General features: G+C 60.3%; 9 protein-coding genes. All 9 read left to right on the forward strand.

Features of this window, described 5'->3' with window-relative positions; all coding sequences use genetic code 11:
• The first annotated feature begins 32 nt into the window (after nt 1-32).
• Nucleotides 33-1187 carry a DUF11 domain-containing protein gene (locus tag A0251_RS17600; protein ID WP_062815744.1) on the forward strand — a complete coding sequence of 385 codons (1155 nt, stop codon included), beginning with the start codon at nt 33-35 and terminating at the stop codon, nt 1185-1187.
• A complete protein-coding gene (locus A0251_RS17605) occupies nt 1162-2958 on the forward strand; it encodes a DUF11 domain-containing protein (protein WP_062815745.1) in 1797 nt (598 codons plus the stop codon). Before A0251_RS17600 ends, A0251_RS17605 begins: the two co-directional genes overlap by 26 nt.
• A gap of 108 nt (nt 2959-3066) precedes the next feature.
• The gene (locus A0251_RS05030) at nt 3067-9342 is read left to right on the forward strand and encodes a hypothetical protein (protein ID WP_062815746.1); all 6276 of its coding nucleotides are present in this window, start codon (nt 3067-3069) and stop codon (nt 9340-9342) included.
• Nucleotides 9339-9923: an OmpA family protein gene (locus A0251_RS05035; RefSeq protein WP_062815747.1), complete on the forward strand. Its 585-nt coding sequence runs from the start codon at nt 9339-9341 to the stop codon at nt 9921-9923. The genes A0251_RS05030 and A0251_RS05035 overlap by 4 nt, the downstream gene beginning before the upstream one ends.
• A 13-nt stretch (nt 9924-9936) precedes the next feature.
• The gene (locus A0251_RS05040; RefSeq protein WP_231874167.1) at nt 9937-12795 is read left to right on the forward strand and encodes a hypothetical protein; all 2859 of its coding nucleotides are present in this window, start codon (nt 9937-9939) and stop codon (nt 12793-12795) included.
• A gap of 1 nt (nt 12796) precedes the next feature.
• Nucleotides 12797-16420, forward strand: coding sequence for a CshA/CshB family fibrillar adhesin-related protein (locus tag A0251_RS05045; RefSeq protein ID WP_062815748.1), 3624 nt, complete (start codon nt 12797-12799; stop codon nt 16418-16420).
• A 139-nt stretch (nt 16421-16559) separates the two neighbouring features.
• Nucleotides 16560-16751, forward strand: coding sequence for a DUF2065 domain-containing protein (locus A0251_RS05050; RefSeq protein WP_062815749.1), 192 nt, complete (start codon nt 16560-16562; stop codon nt 16749-16751).
• On the forward strand, nt 16752-17930 hold the full coding sequence (locus tag A0251_RS05055; protein WP_062815750.1) for an ATP phosphoribosyltransferase regulatory subunit: 1179 nt from the start codon (nt 16752-16754) through the stop codon (nt 17928-17930).
• Between the two features lie 122 nt (nt 17931-18052).
• Nucleotides 18053-19345 carry an adenylosuccinate synthase gene (locus A0251_RS05060; RefSeq protein ID WP_062815751.1) on the forward strand — a complete coding sequence of 431 codons (1293 nt, stop codon included), beginning with the start codon at nt 18053-18055 and terminating at the stop codon, nt 19343-19345.
• Nucleotides 19346-19541: the final 196 nt, after the last annotated feature.

The raw sequence follows: 19541 nt of genomic DNA on the forward strand, positions 1-19541 counted from the left end.
CGAAACTTAAACTCCAATTAAAGGAAACAGCCATGAAACTCGCCTTTCAAAGGGGCCTGTTGTCTGCGCGTGTGTCCGCCTCGGTCATGGGGTTGGGGTTGGTGCTTGCCGCCGGGCAAACACTGGCTCTGACACCTGCCGGGACCGACATTAACAACCGGGCGACAGTGACCTATGAGGACGCCATCGGCAACAGCTATTCGGCCCAGTCCAATGAATCCACGGTAACCGTAGCGGAAGTCTATTTCGCTACCCTCGAAGAGGATGGGGAGAAATTCGGTGCGCCGGGTGAAACCGTTTACTTCCCGCATACCCTGAAAAACACGGGTAACGCGCAGGACACCTATACCCTGGGTGCCGTTGATGATGACACGCCTGCCGACAGCTATACGGTTTATCGGGATGAAAACGGCAATGGTGTTCCCGATGCCGGTGAGAGTCCTGTTACCTCTGTCACCCTGAATGCGGATGAAAGCGTCGAGCTGATCGTCGCCGTTCCGGTGCCTGCGTCCAAAGTGGCCGGTGATGAAATCAATGCCACCTTGACGGCAGAGACCCCAAATGGCGTTGTGGACGACCTGACGTCGGCGAACGGTCGGGACACCCTGGAAGGCACCAACAACGACAGGGTAACGGTGACCACCGATGCCGTGTTGCAGCTCAGCAAAAGCGCGGTCGTCACTGGCAACACCATCACTTACACCCTGCAAGTGAAGAACAACGGTGGCCGGGCGGCGGAAAATGTGGACATCTTCGACCCGATTCCTGCCAATGCCACCTTCGCGGAAATCGTTTCCGTGAACGGTCTGCTTGCTTCTAGCGGTGACCAGTGGCTGAACAGCACGGGAGACCTGGCGAACCTGCCGCACGGATATTCCAACCCAGGTGATGGCGATCTGGCAGACGTGACTGAACCGCCGGGCGAAGATCTGAATGGTAACGGTGCTACCGGCGAAACCGTCAAAGGGATTAACTTCCGTGATGCCCTGATGGGGGTGAATACCACGGTAACCGTTGTCTATAAAGTCTCCTTCAGCGGGACCCTACCTTCAGGCACCACGATCCGTAATACCTTTGCCGCCGAGGGCGATCTGGATGGCGACGGCAATACGGATGACCCGTCCACGTCCAACACGACTACCACGACCATTCAACCGATCTATGCCGTGGACGACGGATACTGGTGATGGGGACGATGACGATGGGCTGAACGACGTTGCTCTGCAGAATCAAGCCAGCTCCGGCGCTACGGTGGCGTTTGCCAATATCGTTGCCAACAACGGTAACGGCAGCGATGTGTTTGATCTGACCATCGATAATGACGCTGGTGAAAGTTATGACGACATTAATGGTATTGGTGTTGTTCCGCCAGGCGCTCAGGCGTTCCCTGCGGGTACCCTATTCACTTTCTGGAACGAAACAAACAATACCCAGTTGACCGATACCAACGGCAATGGGGTGCCGGATACCGGCACTCTCGCATCCGGCGCTGTGCGTCGTATCACCGTGCGGGCGAAATTACCGGCCGGTTTGAGTCCCCAAGGACCTTTTGTCGCTACCATGTTGGCAACGTCGTTCGGTGATAACACTATCAGCGATGACAAGCTGGAAGTGCTGAACGAGATTATCGCCCCGGCAGTGGATCTGGCGAATAGCCACTCCGCCGATCTTATCGATGGCAACACGGACGCGGATGCGTTCAATGCGGCGGCGCCGACCGATTTCAGAAGCGTTGCTGTCGGTGGCGTTGCTACTTTCCCGCTGTTCGTTGCCAACAACTCTGGCAACCCGCAGTCCTTCACCCTGGGTGCCAACCTGCCGGAAGGTTGGTCGGTGGTCTTCCGTGAAGTCGGTATCGATACCGATGACGGGTCGGGCGGCCCAGCCGATGGCATCGTGGATAACACTGCCAATGAAGACAACGTGGTCACCGCTACGCCGAACCTGCCTGCTGGCGCGGTTTACCATTATGAGGCGGAAGTACAGGTCTCTGCGACGGTATCCGAGGCCTTGTCTAACTTTACCGGCACCGTTACCAGTTCCGGCCTGAACGGGGTGGATGCCAACGGCGACAGCGACGGTGATTACCCGGTGCGCTTTACCGTGGCCACACCTGATGGCTCCATCAGCGACCAGAAACTGGATGCGGTAGACGTGATTGCCAACCGCAATGTGTCGGTAACTCCGGATGGTTCCGGCCAAGTACAGCCGGGCGGGAACATTGACTACAACCATGTGATTGCCAATAGCGGTAACACTACGGAAGACCTTGCAATCACCGGCGAGAACTCCCTGGCCGGCGATGGCTGGAGCAGTAATACCCAGCTGTTTGTGAACGGTACGGGGTGGGTTGAGCTGTCAAACCTGGCCACCGGACCGGTATCCCTGCGCAAGCCCAACGGTGAATTCATCACCGTGGAAGTGGATAACAGTGGTGCTGACACGGTAGTTACCCTCGAACCCGGCCAGCGTCTGGATGTGCAAGTCACCGTCTTTGCGCCGTCCAATGCGCCTGCCGGCACGGTGGACACCTATACCCTGACCGCCGGCAACGCCAATGTGTCTGATACTGGTACCGACACCACCGAAGTGGTGATCGGCCAGGTGCGTCTGGACAAGCAGGCGGCGATTGATACGGCCTGTGATTGTGCGGGGGGTACCTGGCCCGCTATCGATGACGCCGGTTTCGCGGCGGTGCAATCCAATCCGGTTGCACCTGGCGAGTGTGTGGTGTGGCAGCTGACCGCCACCAACGAAGGGGCGACCCCTGCCAATGAGGTGGTGATCACCGATGAGCAAACCGAGTTTACCTCCAATTTGGTGGCGAACGAGGCGGTTATTGCCTCTGGTGGTACCGCGCCTGCGGATACCTCGAGTTTGCCGGTGGTGGAATGGGCAATCGGTACTCTGGTGCCGGGTAACAGTGCCACCGCCCAGTTCTGTGTCGAAGTGAACTAACGCTCCCCCAGGCATTGCCCTCCCCTTCGGGGGAGGGCTTTTCCAGGGCCGGTGCGCCGGGTCTGGAAAAGCCCCTGAGGCATAAAAACAACGGGTACAGAACGCTCAATGAAACTGCTTGCCGCCATTCGCATTGCTGTTATCAGCATGCTGGTCATGACCAGCGTGCTGCTGCATGCTGCCACGGCGCCGGGCACCGCGTTGTTGAATCAGGCGGAAATGCGTTATTTCGACCCGCTGGAAGGGCGGGTTGTGGTCGTGCGTTCCAATATTTCCCGGGTCATGGTGGCGGAAAGTCCCGCGTTTGAACTGGATCAAGACAAGACCCGGGCCGCGTCGCCGGGGCAGTCCATCAGCATCGACCATACCCTGACCAATACCGGTAATGTGACTGACGGTTATTCCCTGTCGCTGACCAATCTGGGCGGCGATGCGGGTGACCTGCAAGGGCTGACGATTTATCTGGACAGCAATGGCAATGGTGTTGCCGACCCGGGCGAGCCGGCGGTGACGGAATTGCCCTCGGTGCTTCCCGGGGTGACAGTCAATCTGGTCATCAGCGGCACGGTTCCCGCCTCGCTGGTCAGTGGTGATGAAATTCGTCTGTCCCTGGACGCCCAGTCCCAGCTGAACGGGACCCTCACGGATGCGGTGCTGGACCGGGTGGTGATTGCTGATGGTGCCTCCCTGGTGCTGAGCAAATCCTCGAGCCTGAGTTGTGACGTGCCGCAGCAGGAAGGGGCCATCATCGACTACCAGGTTTCGGTCACCAACGTGGGCAACAGCGTCCCCGTGGAGCGCACCTTGCAAGTGGGGGGGCAAGCGGAGCAGGGCGTTCTGGTGGAAGATGCCTTGCCAGGCAACGTGACCTTGCTGGCGGCCTCGATGGCGGATATTGCCCCCTTGCAGGCGTTGCCTGTGGTGCATCTTGCTGGCGACTCGGCGGATGTCTGGCAGCGTTACGCTGACTGGACCGGAAATGGAACGGTGGATCGGGTCGGTCTGCTCATCCCTGCCGACCAGATTCAGAATAACCAGACCGGCGGGTTCTCCTTTGAGGTGTTGATTAACAGTGGCCTGACCCAGGGCACTTTGCTGTTCAACCGGGCCAGCGTGGACCTGGACGGCGATGGCCTGGCCGATGTGGAAAGTAACCGCGTCTGTCACCGGGTGGCGGCGACCTTGTCTCCGGGTATTACTTTCCAGCGGCCCTCCAATGCGGTTTTCCAGCAGAACCGGGCGCCGGAGCATGGCAATGACAATGATTTTGTCGATGCGGCCATCTATCCCCTGTTGCCCGAGGCGAGTCAGCGTATCCTGCTGGACGGCGTCTACCTGCGGGTGACGGCATCCCAGTTGAATCAGGTGCTGGCGGACCGGGATTTTGTGCAGACCACCCCCGGCGGTGAGCGGTTGTTGCAGGTGTCACTGAACTCCCGTCTCACCGGCGACTCCCTGGTGATGGCGGTGCGGGAAACCGGCGTGAATACCGGGGTTTTCCGCAGTGTATACCCGTTCTCCCTTAATGAATCCCGGTCCGGGGCCGGTGGGCTGTGCCCGGCAACGGCCAACGAGAACAGTCTGGCCCAGTACTCCGGCAGCACCACGCTCAATGAGGTACTGGGCCTGGGCTGTGTGCTGCAAACCGGCGCCGAGGATCGCATCACGGCCACCTTCTCGGTGCCCACCTTTGGTCCGGATGGCAGCGTGGTGAATGTCCAGACCGTCACGGCTCTGGCCGCTGTGGACCCGGCGGGCACCGTGTATGACTCCAGTAACGGCCGCCCCTTGCCGGATGCGGTGGTGACCCTGTACCAGTCCCGTCAGCCGTTGGCGGATACCGGGCTGGCCAGTTGTGCGGCCTTGCCGGAAAGCGGCTATGAGCGTGCCTTGCATCCCTTTACCGGGGACGTGCTGCCAACGGAAAACACCAACGCGACGGCGGCGGATAATACCCAGCAACCGGGCCGTTACCAGTTTCCTCTGGCGACCCCTGGCCACTGCTATTATCTGGATGTGGTTCCCCCGGAGGGGTATTCCTTCCCCTCTGCCGTATCCCCCGCAGCGGCCAAAGTCTTTTTCAGCAATATCTCGCAAAGCTCCTATGGGTTGGGGGGCTATGATCCGGATGTGGCCCCGGTGGGGCGCGCAGCGGCGCGCATGGCTGCTGTGAACAACCCGGGTGCCTTCCTGCTGGGCCTGGCCGATGTGTTTGTGGATATTCCCCTGGACCCCTCCACGGCAACCACCGCAGGCGTGCTGGTGCTGGACAAGCAGGTCGAAGCGGAGCGAGCGGCGGTGGGTGATGTCCTGGCTTACCGGATTGACCTGACCAGCAATCATGACGCGGAGCTATTCGCTGCGCGTATCGTGGACCGGCTGCCTTACGGGTTCCGGTATATCGAGGACAGTGCCTGGCTGGAGATCAACGATCAGCGTATCGAGATTCCGGATCCCACCAACAATGGCGGTAACCAGTTGACCTTTGTGATCCAGCAGCAGACCGCCAGCGGTCCGCAGCCTTTGCCGTTGCAGCCGGGCAGTACCGTCACGCTGCATTACGGTCTGCGTCTTTCCGCCGGTGCGGTGGACAGTGATGGCATCAACCGGGCCACCGCCCAGGCAAATACTGCTTCCGGATTCACCTATTTCTCCAACCAGGGTGAAGCGAAAGTCCAGGTGCGTAATGAAGGCGTGCTGTCTGACCGGGCCATGGTGTTCGGCAAGATCTACGTGGACAACGACTGTAACAACCTGCAGAACGACGGCGAATATCCGGTGGGCGGCGTGAAGCTGTACCTGTCCGATGGCTCCTGGGTCATTACCGATGAGAATGGCCAGTACAGCCTTTATGGGCTGCGCCCGGGGCTGCACACCATCAAGGTGGACCCGCTGACGCTGCCGGAAGGGCTGAAACTCAAGCCCATCGATAATCGTCACGCGGCGGATCCACAAAGCCGTTTTCTGGATCTGCGCCCCGGGGAGTATCACCGGGCGGATTTTGCCGCCATGTGCCCCACGGCGGACCAGCGTGATGCCATCGTGGAAAACCTGAAGGCCCGTAATGCGTCCCTGTCCGGTGACTGGATGCTGGATGAAGCCGCCCGCTTCGATCCCCTGCGCCAGAACAACGTGAACAACCGCCTGCGTCAGGCGGATGGCAGCGGGGATCTGGGGAGCGGTGTGTACACCCAGACCGGTGATGCCAACCTGACCGAGGTCTGGGAGCAGGTGAGCCGCAGCCAGCCGGCGGCCCGGCCAGAGTTGACCCAGGCACCTGCCGAGGAAGCGCAAATGGGAGCCACCAAGGACATGGCGGCCAATGTAACCCGCGAGCAGGCCGTGGCCGGTACCTGGCTGTGGCCACGGGATGGCATCAGTCGCGATGGCCGTCTGCAGGTGGTGGTGCGCGGCGGGGTAGAACCGCATCTCTATGTAAACGACAAGAAAGTGCCACGCAGCCAGTTGGGTGAGCAGGTGCTCAACCGTCGCGAGAAAGCCCAGGTACTTAGCTGGTACGGGGTTTCCCTGGAAGAAGGTGACAACCAGGTGGAAGTCCGGGCCATGGATCCTTTCGGCAATGAGCGAGTGCTGGCGAGCACCGAGATCCTGCGTCCGGAAGCACCGCGCAGCCTGACGCTGGAACCGCAAGAGCCCACCCTGGCAGCCGATGGCGGCCGCTCCACTTTGGCTATCCGGGTACGGATGCAGGATGCCCGGGGCAATCCGGCCCGGGGAACCTATTTCGTCACTCTGGAAAACGACAAGGGCGATTGGCTGGAAGAGGATCTGCAACCGGAGAATCCCGGCCATCAGGTGCGGGTCAGCGATGGCGAGGGTCTGGTCCATCTGCGCAGTACCGAATACACCGGTCCGATCCGCCTGCGGGCTCTGGTGGAAGACTTTGTCGCCACTGCCCGGGTGGAGCAGGTCGCCCCATTGCGTCCACTGGTGGCCACCGGCTATGTGCAACTGCGTCAGGGCTTTGGCGGCAATGTGCGTGATAACGGCAATGCGCCCACCGAGATCGGTGACTCCCTGCCCGAGGAAGGGCTGGATGCCAATGGTGCGGTGTTCCTGAAAGGGGCAGTCCGGGGCGGTGCCCATCTGACCCTGGCCTACGATACGGATAATGACCTGGATGACGATGAAGAAATTCGTCGTGATCTGAACCCGTCGGATTCCTACCCGATTGCGGGCGACGCCTCGGTGCGGGGTTATGACGCGCGCAGTCGTAGCAAGCTGTACGCCAAGCTGGAAAAAGATCGCAGCAGCCTGTTGTGGGGGGATTACCTGACCGACCCCAATTACGATTTTCAGGATCTGGGACGTGTGCAGCGCACCCTTACCGGCCTCAATGCCATTTACGAAAATGATCGGGCCCGTTTCCAGGTGTTCGGCGCGCGGCCGGAATACGAACAGGTCAGCGAGGAAATTCCCGGTAACGGCACGGCGCTGTTGTTCACCCTGGCCAATCGCCCGGCACGGGACAGCGAAACCCTGGAACTGATAGTCAGGGACCGGGATAACCCGGGCCTGGTGATCTCGACTCAGCCGTTGACACGCTATGTGGATTACTCGGTGAATTACTTCACCGGGGATATCCGCTTCCACGACGTGATTCCCTCCGTGGACGAAAACCTGAACCCGGTCTTTATCCGCGCCAGCTACAACGTGGAAGCGTCGGATGCCGAGGAGTACAACGTGCTGGGCGCCCGCTTCCGCTATCAACTCAATGACAAGTTGACGGTCAGTGCCAGCCGCACCCGGGACGAACATGACAGCGAAGGTTTTGATCTGACCAGTGTGGCGGCGGAGTACGCGCTGACCGAACAAAACAGTATTTATGCCTCCTCGGCCACCATGGAAAACAACGACGACGGTATGGAAGGGGGTGCGTTCAGCCTGGGCAGCCAGTGGCGCTGGCAGAATGGTTCCAGTACCGATTTGCGCTGGGCCCGTGCCGAGGAAGGTTTCCGTAATCCGGCGGCAGGGATTGCCGAATCCCGTGAGGAAATGCGCCTGGATCATGAGCAGGTGTTGTCACGCAGCCTGTCTGCTCAGGTGGAAGCCGTGCATTCCCAGTCCCTGGAGAATGACGATGCGCAGAGTAGCCTGGGTGTGATCGGCAAGAAGCAGATCGGTGCCACCCAGTTGCGTGCCGGTGCGCGTGGTATCGAGCAGCAGGATGACGAAGGCAGTGATCGCTTTGCCACCTGGATTCTCGGCGCCAGTCAGGGCACCAGTGTGTTTGGCAAGCCGCTGACGGTGGGGTCGGAGTACGAGCAGGCCTTCAATGACCGCGACCGCCGCCGTATTGCCGCTGATGCGGATCTGGGTATCACTGACAAGACCAGCCTGTATGGCCGCTATGAGCTGATCAACAGCCTCAGCGGCGTGAACCTGCTGAACAACGATGTGGAAACCCGGCAATTTACCTTCGGTGTTCGTTCCGCCCTGAGCCGCAGCACAGATGTGTTTTCGGAATACCGTCTGCGGGGTGCCCAGGATGGTCGTGATGTGGCCGCCGCCAACGGTATCCGCTCCCATTTCGAGATTGAACCGGGCCTCACATTCAGCCCCTCGGCGGAATGGATCGAAACGCTGGAAGGTAGCACCAGCCAGGACTCCACGGCCCTGTCCCTGGCGGCGGAAGACAAGCGCAATCCCAATCGCCGTACTCTGGGTCGGGTGGAAACCCGCTTTGGTGACGAGCGCACCTATTACGGTCTGAGTGCCGCCAATATCTGGCGGGTAAACCTGGACTGGTCTGCGGTGGTCCGTGATGACCTGCGTCTGCAGTATTTCGATGGCCAGCCCAAACAGGGGGACAATATCGTCACCCTGGGCATGGCACGCCGCCCGCGTCTGGATAACCGTCACCACATGCTGTTCATGTACAAGTGGAAGACCCAGTGGGGTGGGGACGCGGCCAGTGATCGCAGGGTTCACATTCTTTCCAATCACCACAACTTCCAGCCCCATGACGACTGGATTTTCTCCGGTCGTATCGGTGCCAAGTGGCAGCAGACCGAATTGGGCAATCTGGATGTGGAGACCGATGCCTACGTGGCGGATGGTCGCATTATCTGGGACATCTCCCGCCGCTTTGATCTGGATCTGCATGGCGGGGCGCTGACCACTGAAGGTGTCAGCGAGCGACGCTACAGCTATGGTGTGGGAGTCAACGCGCTGGTTCGCCGCAATCTGCGCATGGGCGTGGGCTATAACTTCTCCGGTTTCCGTGACGACGACCTGGACCCGGAAGGCTACAACGTGGAAGGCCTCTACATCGGCCTGGAATACAAGTTTGATGAAGATGATCTGGGCTGGCTGGGCAGCAAAGCTGCGGGTCAGCGCAGTTATATGGGAGACGCGCAATGAACCGTTTTGTGATGGCCGCAGCACTGTTGCTGGGAGGCATGCTGTCCGGTTGCGTCAGCACGGAAGCGCTCTACGCGGAATACGATGAGGTCTGCCCGGTAAAGGCCAGCGTCACCGATACCGGTATGGTGATGGTGACGGGGCTGGCTTCCCAGTCGCAGGGACAGCTGTGGGAGCCGGCAGTGTATTTTGGTTTTGACCAGCATGGGCTGGGCGAAGAAGAAAGCCAACGCCTGGACCGGAATCTGGCCATTCTCAAACAGTACCCGACGCTACAGGTAAGCGTTCAGGCATTCACGGATCAGCGCGGTGGCAAACAATACAACCGGGTATTGGCTGAGAAACGGATGCAGCGGGTCAATGATTATCTGCAAGCCAACGGTCTGGATGCTTCACGAATAAAATCCGCCCCCCTGGGTAAGGAGCTTCCGATTCTGCCAAGTGACAGCGAGCGGGATCGTATCGTCAACCGCCGTGTGGAATTGATGCCACTGGATGCCCAGGGGCGTCCGCTGGTATTGCGGGTGGACTTTGACCGAAGTGGCGGCGACAGCTTCCAGGCCCCCGAGCCGGTGAGGTAACGGGATGATGCTGATGCGCAAGTCTCTGGGAATAGTGTTGCTGCTGTTGACGGCCGTGGCTGTCAAGGCGGCGGCACCCGTGGCGGGCACCGTCATCAAGAACCAGGCATCGGCCAGCTATCGGGCCTGTCTGGATGATGCCTGTACCCGTTTGGCCGAGGCCCAGCGTGTCACCTCCAACCTGGTCGAAACCCTGATACAGGCGGTGCCGGGCATTGAGCTGGTCAGCGCCCAGAACAAGCCATCTCTTCCCGGGGGCGTGGTGTATTTCCCCCATACCCTCACCAATACCGGCAACGGCCGTGATCGCTACCAGCTCTGCTTGGACAATGTGGATGGCAATATTGCCGCGTGGTCCGTATTCCCGGACGGGAACGGTGATGGTCAGCCGGACAGTGGTGCGCCACTGTTTACCGATTCGGATCCGGATGGTTGCTGGGATACGTTGACGCCGGACCTGCTGGCCGGTGACAGCTATGGCCTGGTCATTGAAGCGCAGGTCAGTGGCGCCGCCATTAGCGGACAATCTCTGGCACTGGATGTGGAGGCTGCCAGTCATAGCAATGCGGCACTGACCGCGAGCAATACCGATACCATCAACCTGATTGATGGTCCGGTACTGGAAGTGGTGAAGTCGCTCAGTGCCCGTCAGGGCCGCTCTCCATCCGGGCCGGTGACGGTCACCCTGTCGTACCGCAATCCTTCTGACCAGATCGCCACGCAGATAGAAATCGAGGATGTTCTGCCCCTGTTCTCCGTGGACGGCGTGAATGCGGGCATGACCTATGTGCCGGGTTCGGCACGCTGGACCGTCACCGGCAGCACCGAGCTCACGGATGACGGTGATGACGGTAGCCAGGGCAGCGGCCCGGATCTGATTGAATTCTGTGCCTACGACCCCGGTGCCGCCAACAGCGATTGCCATGATCGTGTTCGTGCGGTGCTGGCGCAATTGCCACCGGGCGCAGTGGGCTCCCTGACCTTCGATGTCAACATCGACAGCGGGCTCGATGCCGGCGACCGGGTCCGCAATCAGGCAACACTGAGCTATCAGAATAATGATGGCAGCACCAACTTCGGTCCCTTCGCCACCAATACCGTGGATTACCGGATTATCGACCGGGCACTGTTGCCCGCGGTGGTTGCCAACAACAGCGAGACTGACAGTCAGACCGGTGAAGATGATGCCAGCAATACCGGCAACCGGGTGGAATTGGCATCCCTGGGGCAGGGGGGCGTGGCATCCTTCAGCAATGTGATCTGGAACCGGGGGGATGGCGAAGATACCTTCGACATGCTGGTAGAACCCTCGGTAGATCGATTGGGTGCGGCGTTGGCCAATCCCTTCCCTGCAGCCACCGTGTTCCAGCTCTACAAGAGTGATGGGGGAACGCCGCTGGTGGATACCGACGGCAATGGGGTGCCCGATACGGGGCCGATCCCGCTACCGGATGCGGGAGGCCAATGTCCGCCACGGTTTGTGACCGACAGCCTGAATCTGGCCTGTGGTGTGCGTGTGGTGCTGCAGGCTACCTTGCCCCCGGATGCCCTCGGAGGGCCGTTTGAAGTCACCAAGGTTGCCCGTTCAGTGACGGACTCCCAGGTGAGCAATGCGGTCAGTGATGTGCTCACCAGTATCCTGGCCAACCGCGTGGACCTGACCAATGATTCCCCGGTCAATGGCGGGGCTCCCGGTGAGGGCGCTGGTCCGGAAGCCTCACCGGTGCAGACCGTGAATGCGGCCCCCGGCGAGCAGGCGGTACTGCGTCTGGTGGTGAATAATACCGGCGCCCGTCAGGACTCCTATGATTTGGCTGTCAGCGATACGGACTTTGCACCGGGTCAGCTACCTTCGGGGTGGCAAGTGAGTTTTTATCGCGACGGCGGTAACGGTGACTGCGCCTCACTGGGTGCGGGGCTCAACAACACCGGACTGATCCCCGCCGGTGACAACCGGCTGATCTGTGCCCAGATCACTGCACCGGCAGAAGCACAAGGGGGCGATACCCTCTCCGTGTATTTCCGTGCCTTGTCGCCGACCAGCGGCGCCAGTGATATCAAGCTGGATGCGGTGGTCGTGGTGGCCGGCCCGGCCCTGGCGCTGACCCCGGATCAGGTGGGGCAAGTGGAGCCAGGTAGCTCGGTGGTCTATACCCATCAACTGACCAATACCGGCAATGTGCCGCTAAATAATGTGTTGCTGGCGGGCACTCCTGATGCGGCGGCAGATAACGGCTGGTCGATCGTGCTCTATGAAGACTCGAACGGGAATGGTGTCTGGGACCCGGCTGATGCTGTGATCAATGACAGCGTGGCACTGCAAACAGCGGGCAATGACGGCGTTCTTGAGGTGGGCGAAAGTCTGGCGATTTTCTCCAGGATTTTTGCGCCGGCGTCAGTGGCCTACGGCATCACCAATGTGAAAACGCTGACGGTAACAGCTGATGGAGCGGGAAACACGTTGACTGATACGGCAACGGACACCACCACCACCAGTAATACCAATGTGTCCATTACCAAAGAGCAGGCGCTGGATGCGGATTGCGATGGTGTTCCCGATGGTCCGGGTAGCTGCAGTGGGGATGACTGTTTTGTCTTCACCCGTTTCGAAGTGTCACCTGGCCAGCACTGTGTCATCTATCGGCTAACCGCCACCAATACTGGTGCCGAGCCCATGTACCAGGTCACCATCAACGATCGTACCCAGCCCTTTACCAGCATGCTGGCTTCCGCCACCGAGTGTGAGTCGCCGGCGAGCACCTGTAGTGTCACCGCGCCGCCAGATGCGAGCACAGGGGATGTGTCTGCCGAAGCCGGGCTACTGGGCCCGGGCGAAGCCGCCGTGCTGATTTTTGGTTTGCGGGTGGAATGATATGAAGACATTGCATTTTTACCGTCGTGCAGTCCGCAACAGTGGTGTCATCGTTTTATGCTTGTTATGGGCCGGGGTTGCCCAGGCATTTACGGTGGATCACGTCGGCACCGGAACGGCCGCTACCAACCTGATTGCAGAACGCTTGCTCGGCGATGCGGTTGACCCTGGCATTACGGTTAGCAATCTGGCTATCGAGCGTGGGCGTACCAGTAATACCAGCTCGAACAGTCGGCAACTGGGGTATTTTACCGAAGGGCAAGGGCCGTTGGGTATCAGTGAGGGGGTGCTATTTACCACCGGTAGAGTTTCAGATGTCACCAGGACTGCACCGGATGGCAGTAATGGTAATAACCGTGCAGATTTCTCAAATGGTACTAATAATAATGGTAGCTGGCTGACCCAGTTTGTGGAGCCTCAGGCGTACCGTGATCCTGTAGTGGTGTCTTTTGATATCGTGCCGGAAAGAGACACCTTGAACATGCAGATGGTGTTTTCTTCGGAAGAATATCCAAATTATGCCTGTTCGAACTTTAACGATGGTTTTGCGGTTTTTATTACCGGGGGCGAGTTTGGTACGACGCCGAAAAATATTGCCATCGACCCCGCTTCCCAGTCAGAAATCGCCATTAACAATATCAACGGCAGCCTGATAGGCGAGCCCAATCTGGCCAATGATACCTGTGGTTCACCGGCAAGTTATCGGCCAAACGCCACCTCCACAGAGCTGGCATTCAACGGGATGACAGTGCCGATTACGATTGCCGAGTCGGTGACGCCCGGGCAGACCTATCGGGTTTCCATCCAGATTGCTGATGCGGCGGATGCCCGCTACGACAGTGCCGGTTTTTTCGGCTTTCTTTCCAGTAGCTGGAGCGCCGAGGCGGATTTGTCGCTGTCGCTGACATCGGATGTGAGTGTGGCCGAGCTGGGTGAGACGGTTAACCTGACCCTGACCGTCACCAACGATGGCCCGGATGATGCCTTCGGTGTTTCCGTCGACGCGCCGTTTCCGGCCAATCTGACGTTTGACAGTGCCGCAGGTGATGGCCTGTATTCCCAGGCTACCGAGTTATGGAATATCAGCCACCTGCCTTCCGGCGAATCCCGCTCCATTGTGTTGACTGGCGCGGCGGTTTCTCTGGGCAGCGAAGCCATGTTTGCCGAGATTGCCACGGCGACCGGGAATGACCCGGATTCGACCCCCGGCAATGGCTTCCAGGATCCGGCGGAGGATGATGAGGCCTCTCTGGATGTGCTGGTGGCGGAGGTCTGCCCGCCAACCGGGCAGGGCGGGCTCGCCTCCGGCGGCAGTGGTCCTTACCGTGATGCGGTCTACTGGCTCGACTGGGGGTGCCAAGGGAAAAGCGCGTTTGCGCCTGGAGATGTGATTCGCAAAAGCTGGCTGTTCGGGCCCGTTGAGATTCGCGCCACAGTTTCGGATATCAGTGCTCCCATTGAGCCTTATACGACGGGCAGTTGGAGTGGCGATCTTCTTGATGATCTTTATGTGGGGGTTAACCCCATCGGATTGGGAAATGTTGACAGTGGCAATCCTTCATTTCGGATCGATTGGCAGGTTCTGCTCGAAGGAGAACCCATATCCGCTGAAATCATCATTGCCGATGCGGAAGACACCGATGATGGGGAATCCATCGTCTCGGAAACCAACGGGGATCCGTGGGAACTGTTTGCCGTGGCACCGGGCACCAATGATCTGCAAATGCGTTTTGAGAATGCAGGATCAAGAATGCTGTTATCCAGCTTGCCCGGTGACGGTGTCGGCAGCTTTCTTGCCATGACGCAGGGTGTCACGACAACCCGGCATACCCTTAGTACCGCCGGTGGGCAGGCCGTGGCGTTCGGGGTGTTTGTGCAGAAGGACCATGGTGATATAGCCGGTGGCTACCCGGAGAGTGGCGGTCATTTTGCCTCTCAAGTGGCGCAAGGGGGGGGCAAGCCGACCACCAATACCGATATCAATAATATTACGCTGGCGACACTGGTAGCTCCCAGGCCCTATCTAGGAGTGATTCCTCCCGGCCCGGAGGAGTCGGACCAGAATTCGGCCAATGCTGACGCAGATGGCCCGGAAGAGGACGGGGTGACGTTCTCGCCGCTGGTGCCGGGCAGCAACGCCACACTGGATATTGTGGTGACGGAAGATATGCCGGGCCAGGGCCACCTGCAGGGCTGGATCGACTGGAACCGGGATAGCGACCTGGATGATGCTGGTGAGCAGGTGGCACTGAACGTGCGGGATAATGGTCCCGAAGATGCCAATCCGGCGGTGGGTGAAATCCGCCTGAATGTGTTTGTCCCTCCGGGGGCCTTTGTGGGCGATACCTATGTCCGCTTCCGTTTTTCCAATACCCCGGACGTACCAGCAGGTGGTTTGTTGGTCATGGGTGGGGAAGTGGAAGACTACAAGGTGACGGTGGCGCCGGCGGCCACGGCAGGGCCTTTGTCCGGCTGGGTGTTTGAAGATAATGGTGTCGGCGCTACCGCTCACGATGGCCTGAAAGGCAGCGATGAACCGGGGCTGGCCAATGTGCCGGTGATCTTGTATCACGATGTGGATAATAACGGTGAGTGCAGTGACAGCGACCCGGTGCTGGCATCGACCTTTACCGATGGCGACGGTGCCTGGCAATTGGTGGCGGCGCTGGCCGATGTGGGCAAAAACGCCTGTCTGGTCACGGCGACACCGACTGGCTTGTTGTCGGTCTCGGAAAACAGCGGTGCTGCGGGTGCCGGGATTGATACCGGGGCGGCCAATGATGATGTGATGACGCTGACGGTACCGCCAACCGGTACCGTTTGGGATGGCATCCTGTTTGGCGATGCGGGGCTGCCCATCCTGGAGCCGGACCAGCAGGGCGTAGTGGCACCGGGCGGCAGCCGTTTCTACCTCCACCGCTTTACCGCCCGAAGCGCTGGTAGTGTGGATTTTGCCCTTGAGCCAGCCGCCACCAGCCCGGCCGCACCGGCCTGGAACGATACCCTGTACCGGGATGATAACTGTAACGGCGAACTGGACGGCGCCGATGCGTCCCTGCCTGTTACCGCAGTCAATGTGCAGGCCGGAGAGCAGCTTTGCCTGCTGGTGAAAGTGTTTGCGCCTGCGGATGCCCCGGTCGAGGCCCTGCACAGCCGGCCGCTGGCGGCGACCCAGAGTTATACTGGTACCGCCTTCCAGGCTGTTGCCAGGGTAACGGACACCACGCGGGTCGCTGCCGGCCAGCTGCAACTGGAAAAGCAGGTGCGCAACATTGGCCCGGACGGGGTCGCCAATTCCGGCGATGATGTGGATACGGCAGCTACCACCGCCAACCAGGCTGCGCCGGGAGACGTGCTGCGATACCGGCTGACATTCCGTAACCAGGGCACGAACGCGCTCAGCGAAGTCATCATTACCGACAGCCCCCCGGCTTACAGCGCACTCAGTGCGCCAGCGGCGTGTCCGGCGTCACTGCCGGCGGGTCTCAGTGCCTGTGCCTTGTCCACACCGGATGGCAGTAATGGTATTGGCTATCAGGGCGGTCTGGAATGGCGGTTTACCGGCGAGTTGCAACCCGGTGCCCAGGGGGTGGTCAGCTATGACGTGCGGGTGAGCGAGGACTAGACCAGGCTGCGGTTCTGGCCCCTTGCCGGCCTGTGGCGGAAGGGGCGCCCGGAACCTGTCCGCCGCCGGACGACCGTGGTAGAATGCTGCAACCGGGGGCCGAGGCTCCCGGTTTTTTTGTGGCTGTCTGGCAGGAACAATGGACTTCAGCTTATTGATCAAGGCCCTGTGCCTGGTATTGGTGATCGAGGGCATTCCGCTGTTTCTGGCGCCTAATCGTGCCCGAGAGGCGGCCTTGCAGGTTGCCCGCATGCCCGGGCGAACACTGAGAATTCTGGGGCTGGTGCTGATGGTGTTGGGTGCCGGCCTGTTACTACTGATGCGGTCGTAAATGATGAACCAGGAAGAACAGTGGCTACTGCCCGACGGGGTGGAAGAGGTTCTCCCGGGGCGAGCCCGGGCCATTGAGCAATTACGCCGGCAGACGCTGGATCTGTACCAGCGCTGGGGCTATGAACTGGTTTTTCCCCCGCTGATCGAATTTCTCGAATCCCTCCTCAACGGCGCAGGCCGTGACCTGGAACGGGAAACCTTCAAGATCACCGACCAACTGACCGGCCGTCTGATGGGCGTTCGCGCGGATATCACTCCCCAGGTGGCGCGCATGGATGCCCATAGTCTGCGCCGTTCGGCTCCCTCCCGACTGTGTTACTGCTCCAGTGCCCTGCGCACCCGCCCGGCGGTGGCCGGCGCCACCCGGCTGCCTTACCAGCTGGGCGTGGAACTCTTCGGCCATGCCGGCAGTGACAGCGATCTGGAAGTGATGACCCTGCTGCTGGACACCCTGGCCCTGGCCGGCGTGGCCAATCAGGTCGTGCTGGACCTGGGGCATGTGGGGCTGTTCCGTGGGTTGCTGGATGCCTGTGACCTGAGCGATGCCGAACAGGGCCAGCTGGAAGATATCTATGTCCGCAAGGCACGGGTGGAGCTGGATGCCTTCCTGGCAGAACGCGACCTGCCAGCGCCGGCGGCTCGTGCCCTGGCGGCGCTGCCCTGGCTGGCAGGGGGCATCGGTGTTCTCGACCAGGCCCGCACCCTGCTTGGCGATTTCCCCGGTGCCCTGGCGGCCCTGGATGAACTGGCTGTGCTGGCCGGCGTCCTGGATGCCCGCGGTGTGCAGTTGCACCTGGATCTGGGTGAGTTGCGGGGTTATCACTATCACACGGGTTGTGTCTTTGCCGCCTACCTGCCCGGCGAGAGCGAGCCGGTGGCCAAGGGTGGCCGTTATGACCATATCGGTGAAGTGTTTGGTCGGGCCCGCCCGGCTACCGGATTCAGTGCCGACCTGAAAATGCTGGCCGCGCGTACTGACGCCGCCGCACTCAACGGCATCCTGGCGGAAGGCTCTTTGCAAGACGCGGGCTTCGCCGACAAGGTGAGCGCCTTGCGCGATGCCGGTGAGCGGGTGGTGCTGGCGCTGACCGGGGCAGATAATGACCCGCAGGAACTGGGATGCCAGCGCCGGCTGGTGCAGGATGGCAGCCGCTGGGTAATCCAGGATATTTCCTAGGACACTTCCCCGGGGAAGTGTCTGGTACAACCTCCGGGCTGGCATTCGCCAGCCCGGGGTGAATCAAACTGTGCGTGAAGCGTGTCACGTACAAGCGTTCAATCAACAGGCAGCAAGCAATCATGGGTAAGAACGTAGTCATTCTCGGCACCCAGTGGGGTGATGAAGGCAAGGGCAAGATCGTCGATCTGCTCACCGATCAGGCCTCTCTGGTGGCCCGCTTTCAGGGCGGTCACAATGCCGGCCATACCCTGGTGATCGACGGCAAGAAAACCGTCCTGCACCTGATTCCTTCCGGCATTCTGCGCAATGACGTCCAGTGCCTGATCGGTAATGGTGTGGTGCTGGCCCTGGACGCCCTGCTCAAGGAAATCGGTGGCCTGGAAGAACAGGGTGTTCCGGTGCGTGAGCGTCTGCGTCTGTCCGCCTCCTGCCCGCTGATCCTGCCGGTACACGTGGCCCTGGATCAGGCCCGTGAAGCGGCCCGTGGCAACAAGAAGATTGGTACTACCGGTCGCGGTATCGGCCCCGCCTACGAAGACAAGGTGGCCCGCCGCGGTCTGCGTCTGGGGGATGTCTATTCCCGTGAGCGCTTTGCTGCCAAGCTTGGCGAAGTGATGGATTACCACAACTTTGTGCTGCGCAGTTATTACAATGCCGAGCCGGTGGACTTCCAGAAGACCCTGGATGAAACCCTGGCCATGGGCGAGGAAGTCCGCAGCATGGTCACCGACGTGACCACCGTGCTCCACGGTGCCCGTGAGCGTAATGAGAACATCATGTTCGAGGGCGCCCAGGGCACCCTGCTGGATATCGACCATGGCACCTACCCCTACGTGACCAGCTCTAACACCACCGCCGGCGGCGCCGCCACCGGCACCGGTTTCGGCCCGCTGTATCTGGACTATGTGTTGGGCATCACCAAGGCCTACACCACCCGGGTGGGCAGTGGTCCCTTCCCCACCGAGCTGTTCGACGAAAACGGCCGCTACCTGGCAGAGAAGGGTCACGAGTTCGGTTCCACCACTGGCCGTGCCCGCCGTTGTGGCTGGTTTGATGCGGTGGCCCTGAAGCGTTCCATCCAGATCAACTCCATTACCGGCCTGTGCCTGACCAAGCTGGATGTGCTCGACGGTCTGGAAGAAGTGAATATCTGTATCGGTTATCAGGATGCCCAGGGCAACTCCCTGACCTGTGCCTGGGATGCGGACAGCTATGAAGAGGTGAAGCCGGTCTACGAAAGCCTGCCCGGCTGGACCGAATCCACGCTGGGTGCCAAATCCGTGGATGAGCTGCCGGCCAATGCGGTGGCTTACCTGAAGCGGATCGAGGAAGTGACCGGTGCCCCCATCGATATCATTTCCACCGGCCCGGACCGCGTAGAAACCATCATCAAGCGGCACCCCTTCGCCTGATCGCCGCTTCATCACGTCCCCGGGTCCCCGCCAGGGTGCCCGGTGACGTGACCGCTTTATGCCTGTTTTTCTCCCTCCTCTCCTTCCCTGACGATTGTCTTTTGATAGACACATCCATGCATTGAAAATGACATGCGTCGTACCCCTTTCTGTCATTCGTTCTGCCTAAGCTCGGTTTCGTACTTTTACCGACTCC

The sequence above is a fragment of the Alcanivorax sp. NBRC 102024 genome, from assembly GCF_001602235.1.
Classification (GTDB): domain Bacteria; phylum Pseudomonadota; class Gammaproteobacteria; order Pseudomonadales; family Alcanivoracaceae; genus Alcanivorax.

What these genes read in the sequence shown, in the direction of transcription:
- A0251_RS05060 (WP_062815751.1), top strand. Translation starts at nt 18,053, where the DNA reads ATGGGTAAGAACGTAGTCATTCTCGGCACCCAGTGGGGTGATGAAGGC.
- A0251_RS05040 (WP_231874167.1), top strand. Translation starts at nt 9,937, where the DNA reads ATGCGCAAGTCTCTGGGAATAGTGTTGCTGCTGTTGACGGCCGTGGCT.
- A0251_RS05035 (WP_062815747.1), top strand. Translation starts at nt 9,339, where the DNA reads ATGAACCGTTTTGTGATGGCCGCAGCACTGTTGCTGGGAGGCATGCTG.
- A0251_RS17600 (WP_062815744.1), top strand. Translation starts at nt 33, where the DNA reads ATGAAACTCGCCTTTCAAAGGGGCCTGTTGTCTGCGCGTGTGTCCGCC.
- A0251_RS05055 (WP_062815750.1), top strand. Translation starts at nt 16,752, where the DNA reads ATGATGAACCAGGAAGAACAGTGGCTACTGCCCGACGGGGTGGAAGAG.
- A0251_RS05050 (WP_062815749.1), top strand. Translation starts at nt 16,560, where the DNA reads ATGGACTTCAGCTTATTGATCAAGGCCCTGTGCCTGGTATTGGTGATC.
- A0251_RS05030 (WP_062815746.1), top strand. Translation starts at nt 3,067, where the DNA reads ATGAAACTGCTTGCCGCCATTCGCATTGCTGTTATCAGCATGCTGGTC.
- A0251_RS05045 (WP_062815748.1), top strand. Translation starts at nt 12,797, where the DNA reads ATGAAGACATTGCATTTTTACCGTCGTGCAGTCCGCAACAGTGGTGTC.
- A0251_RS17605 (WP_062815745.1), top strand. Translation starts at nt 1,162, where the DNA reads ATGCCGTGGACGACGGATACTGGTGATGGGGACGATGACGATGGGCTG.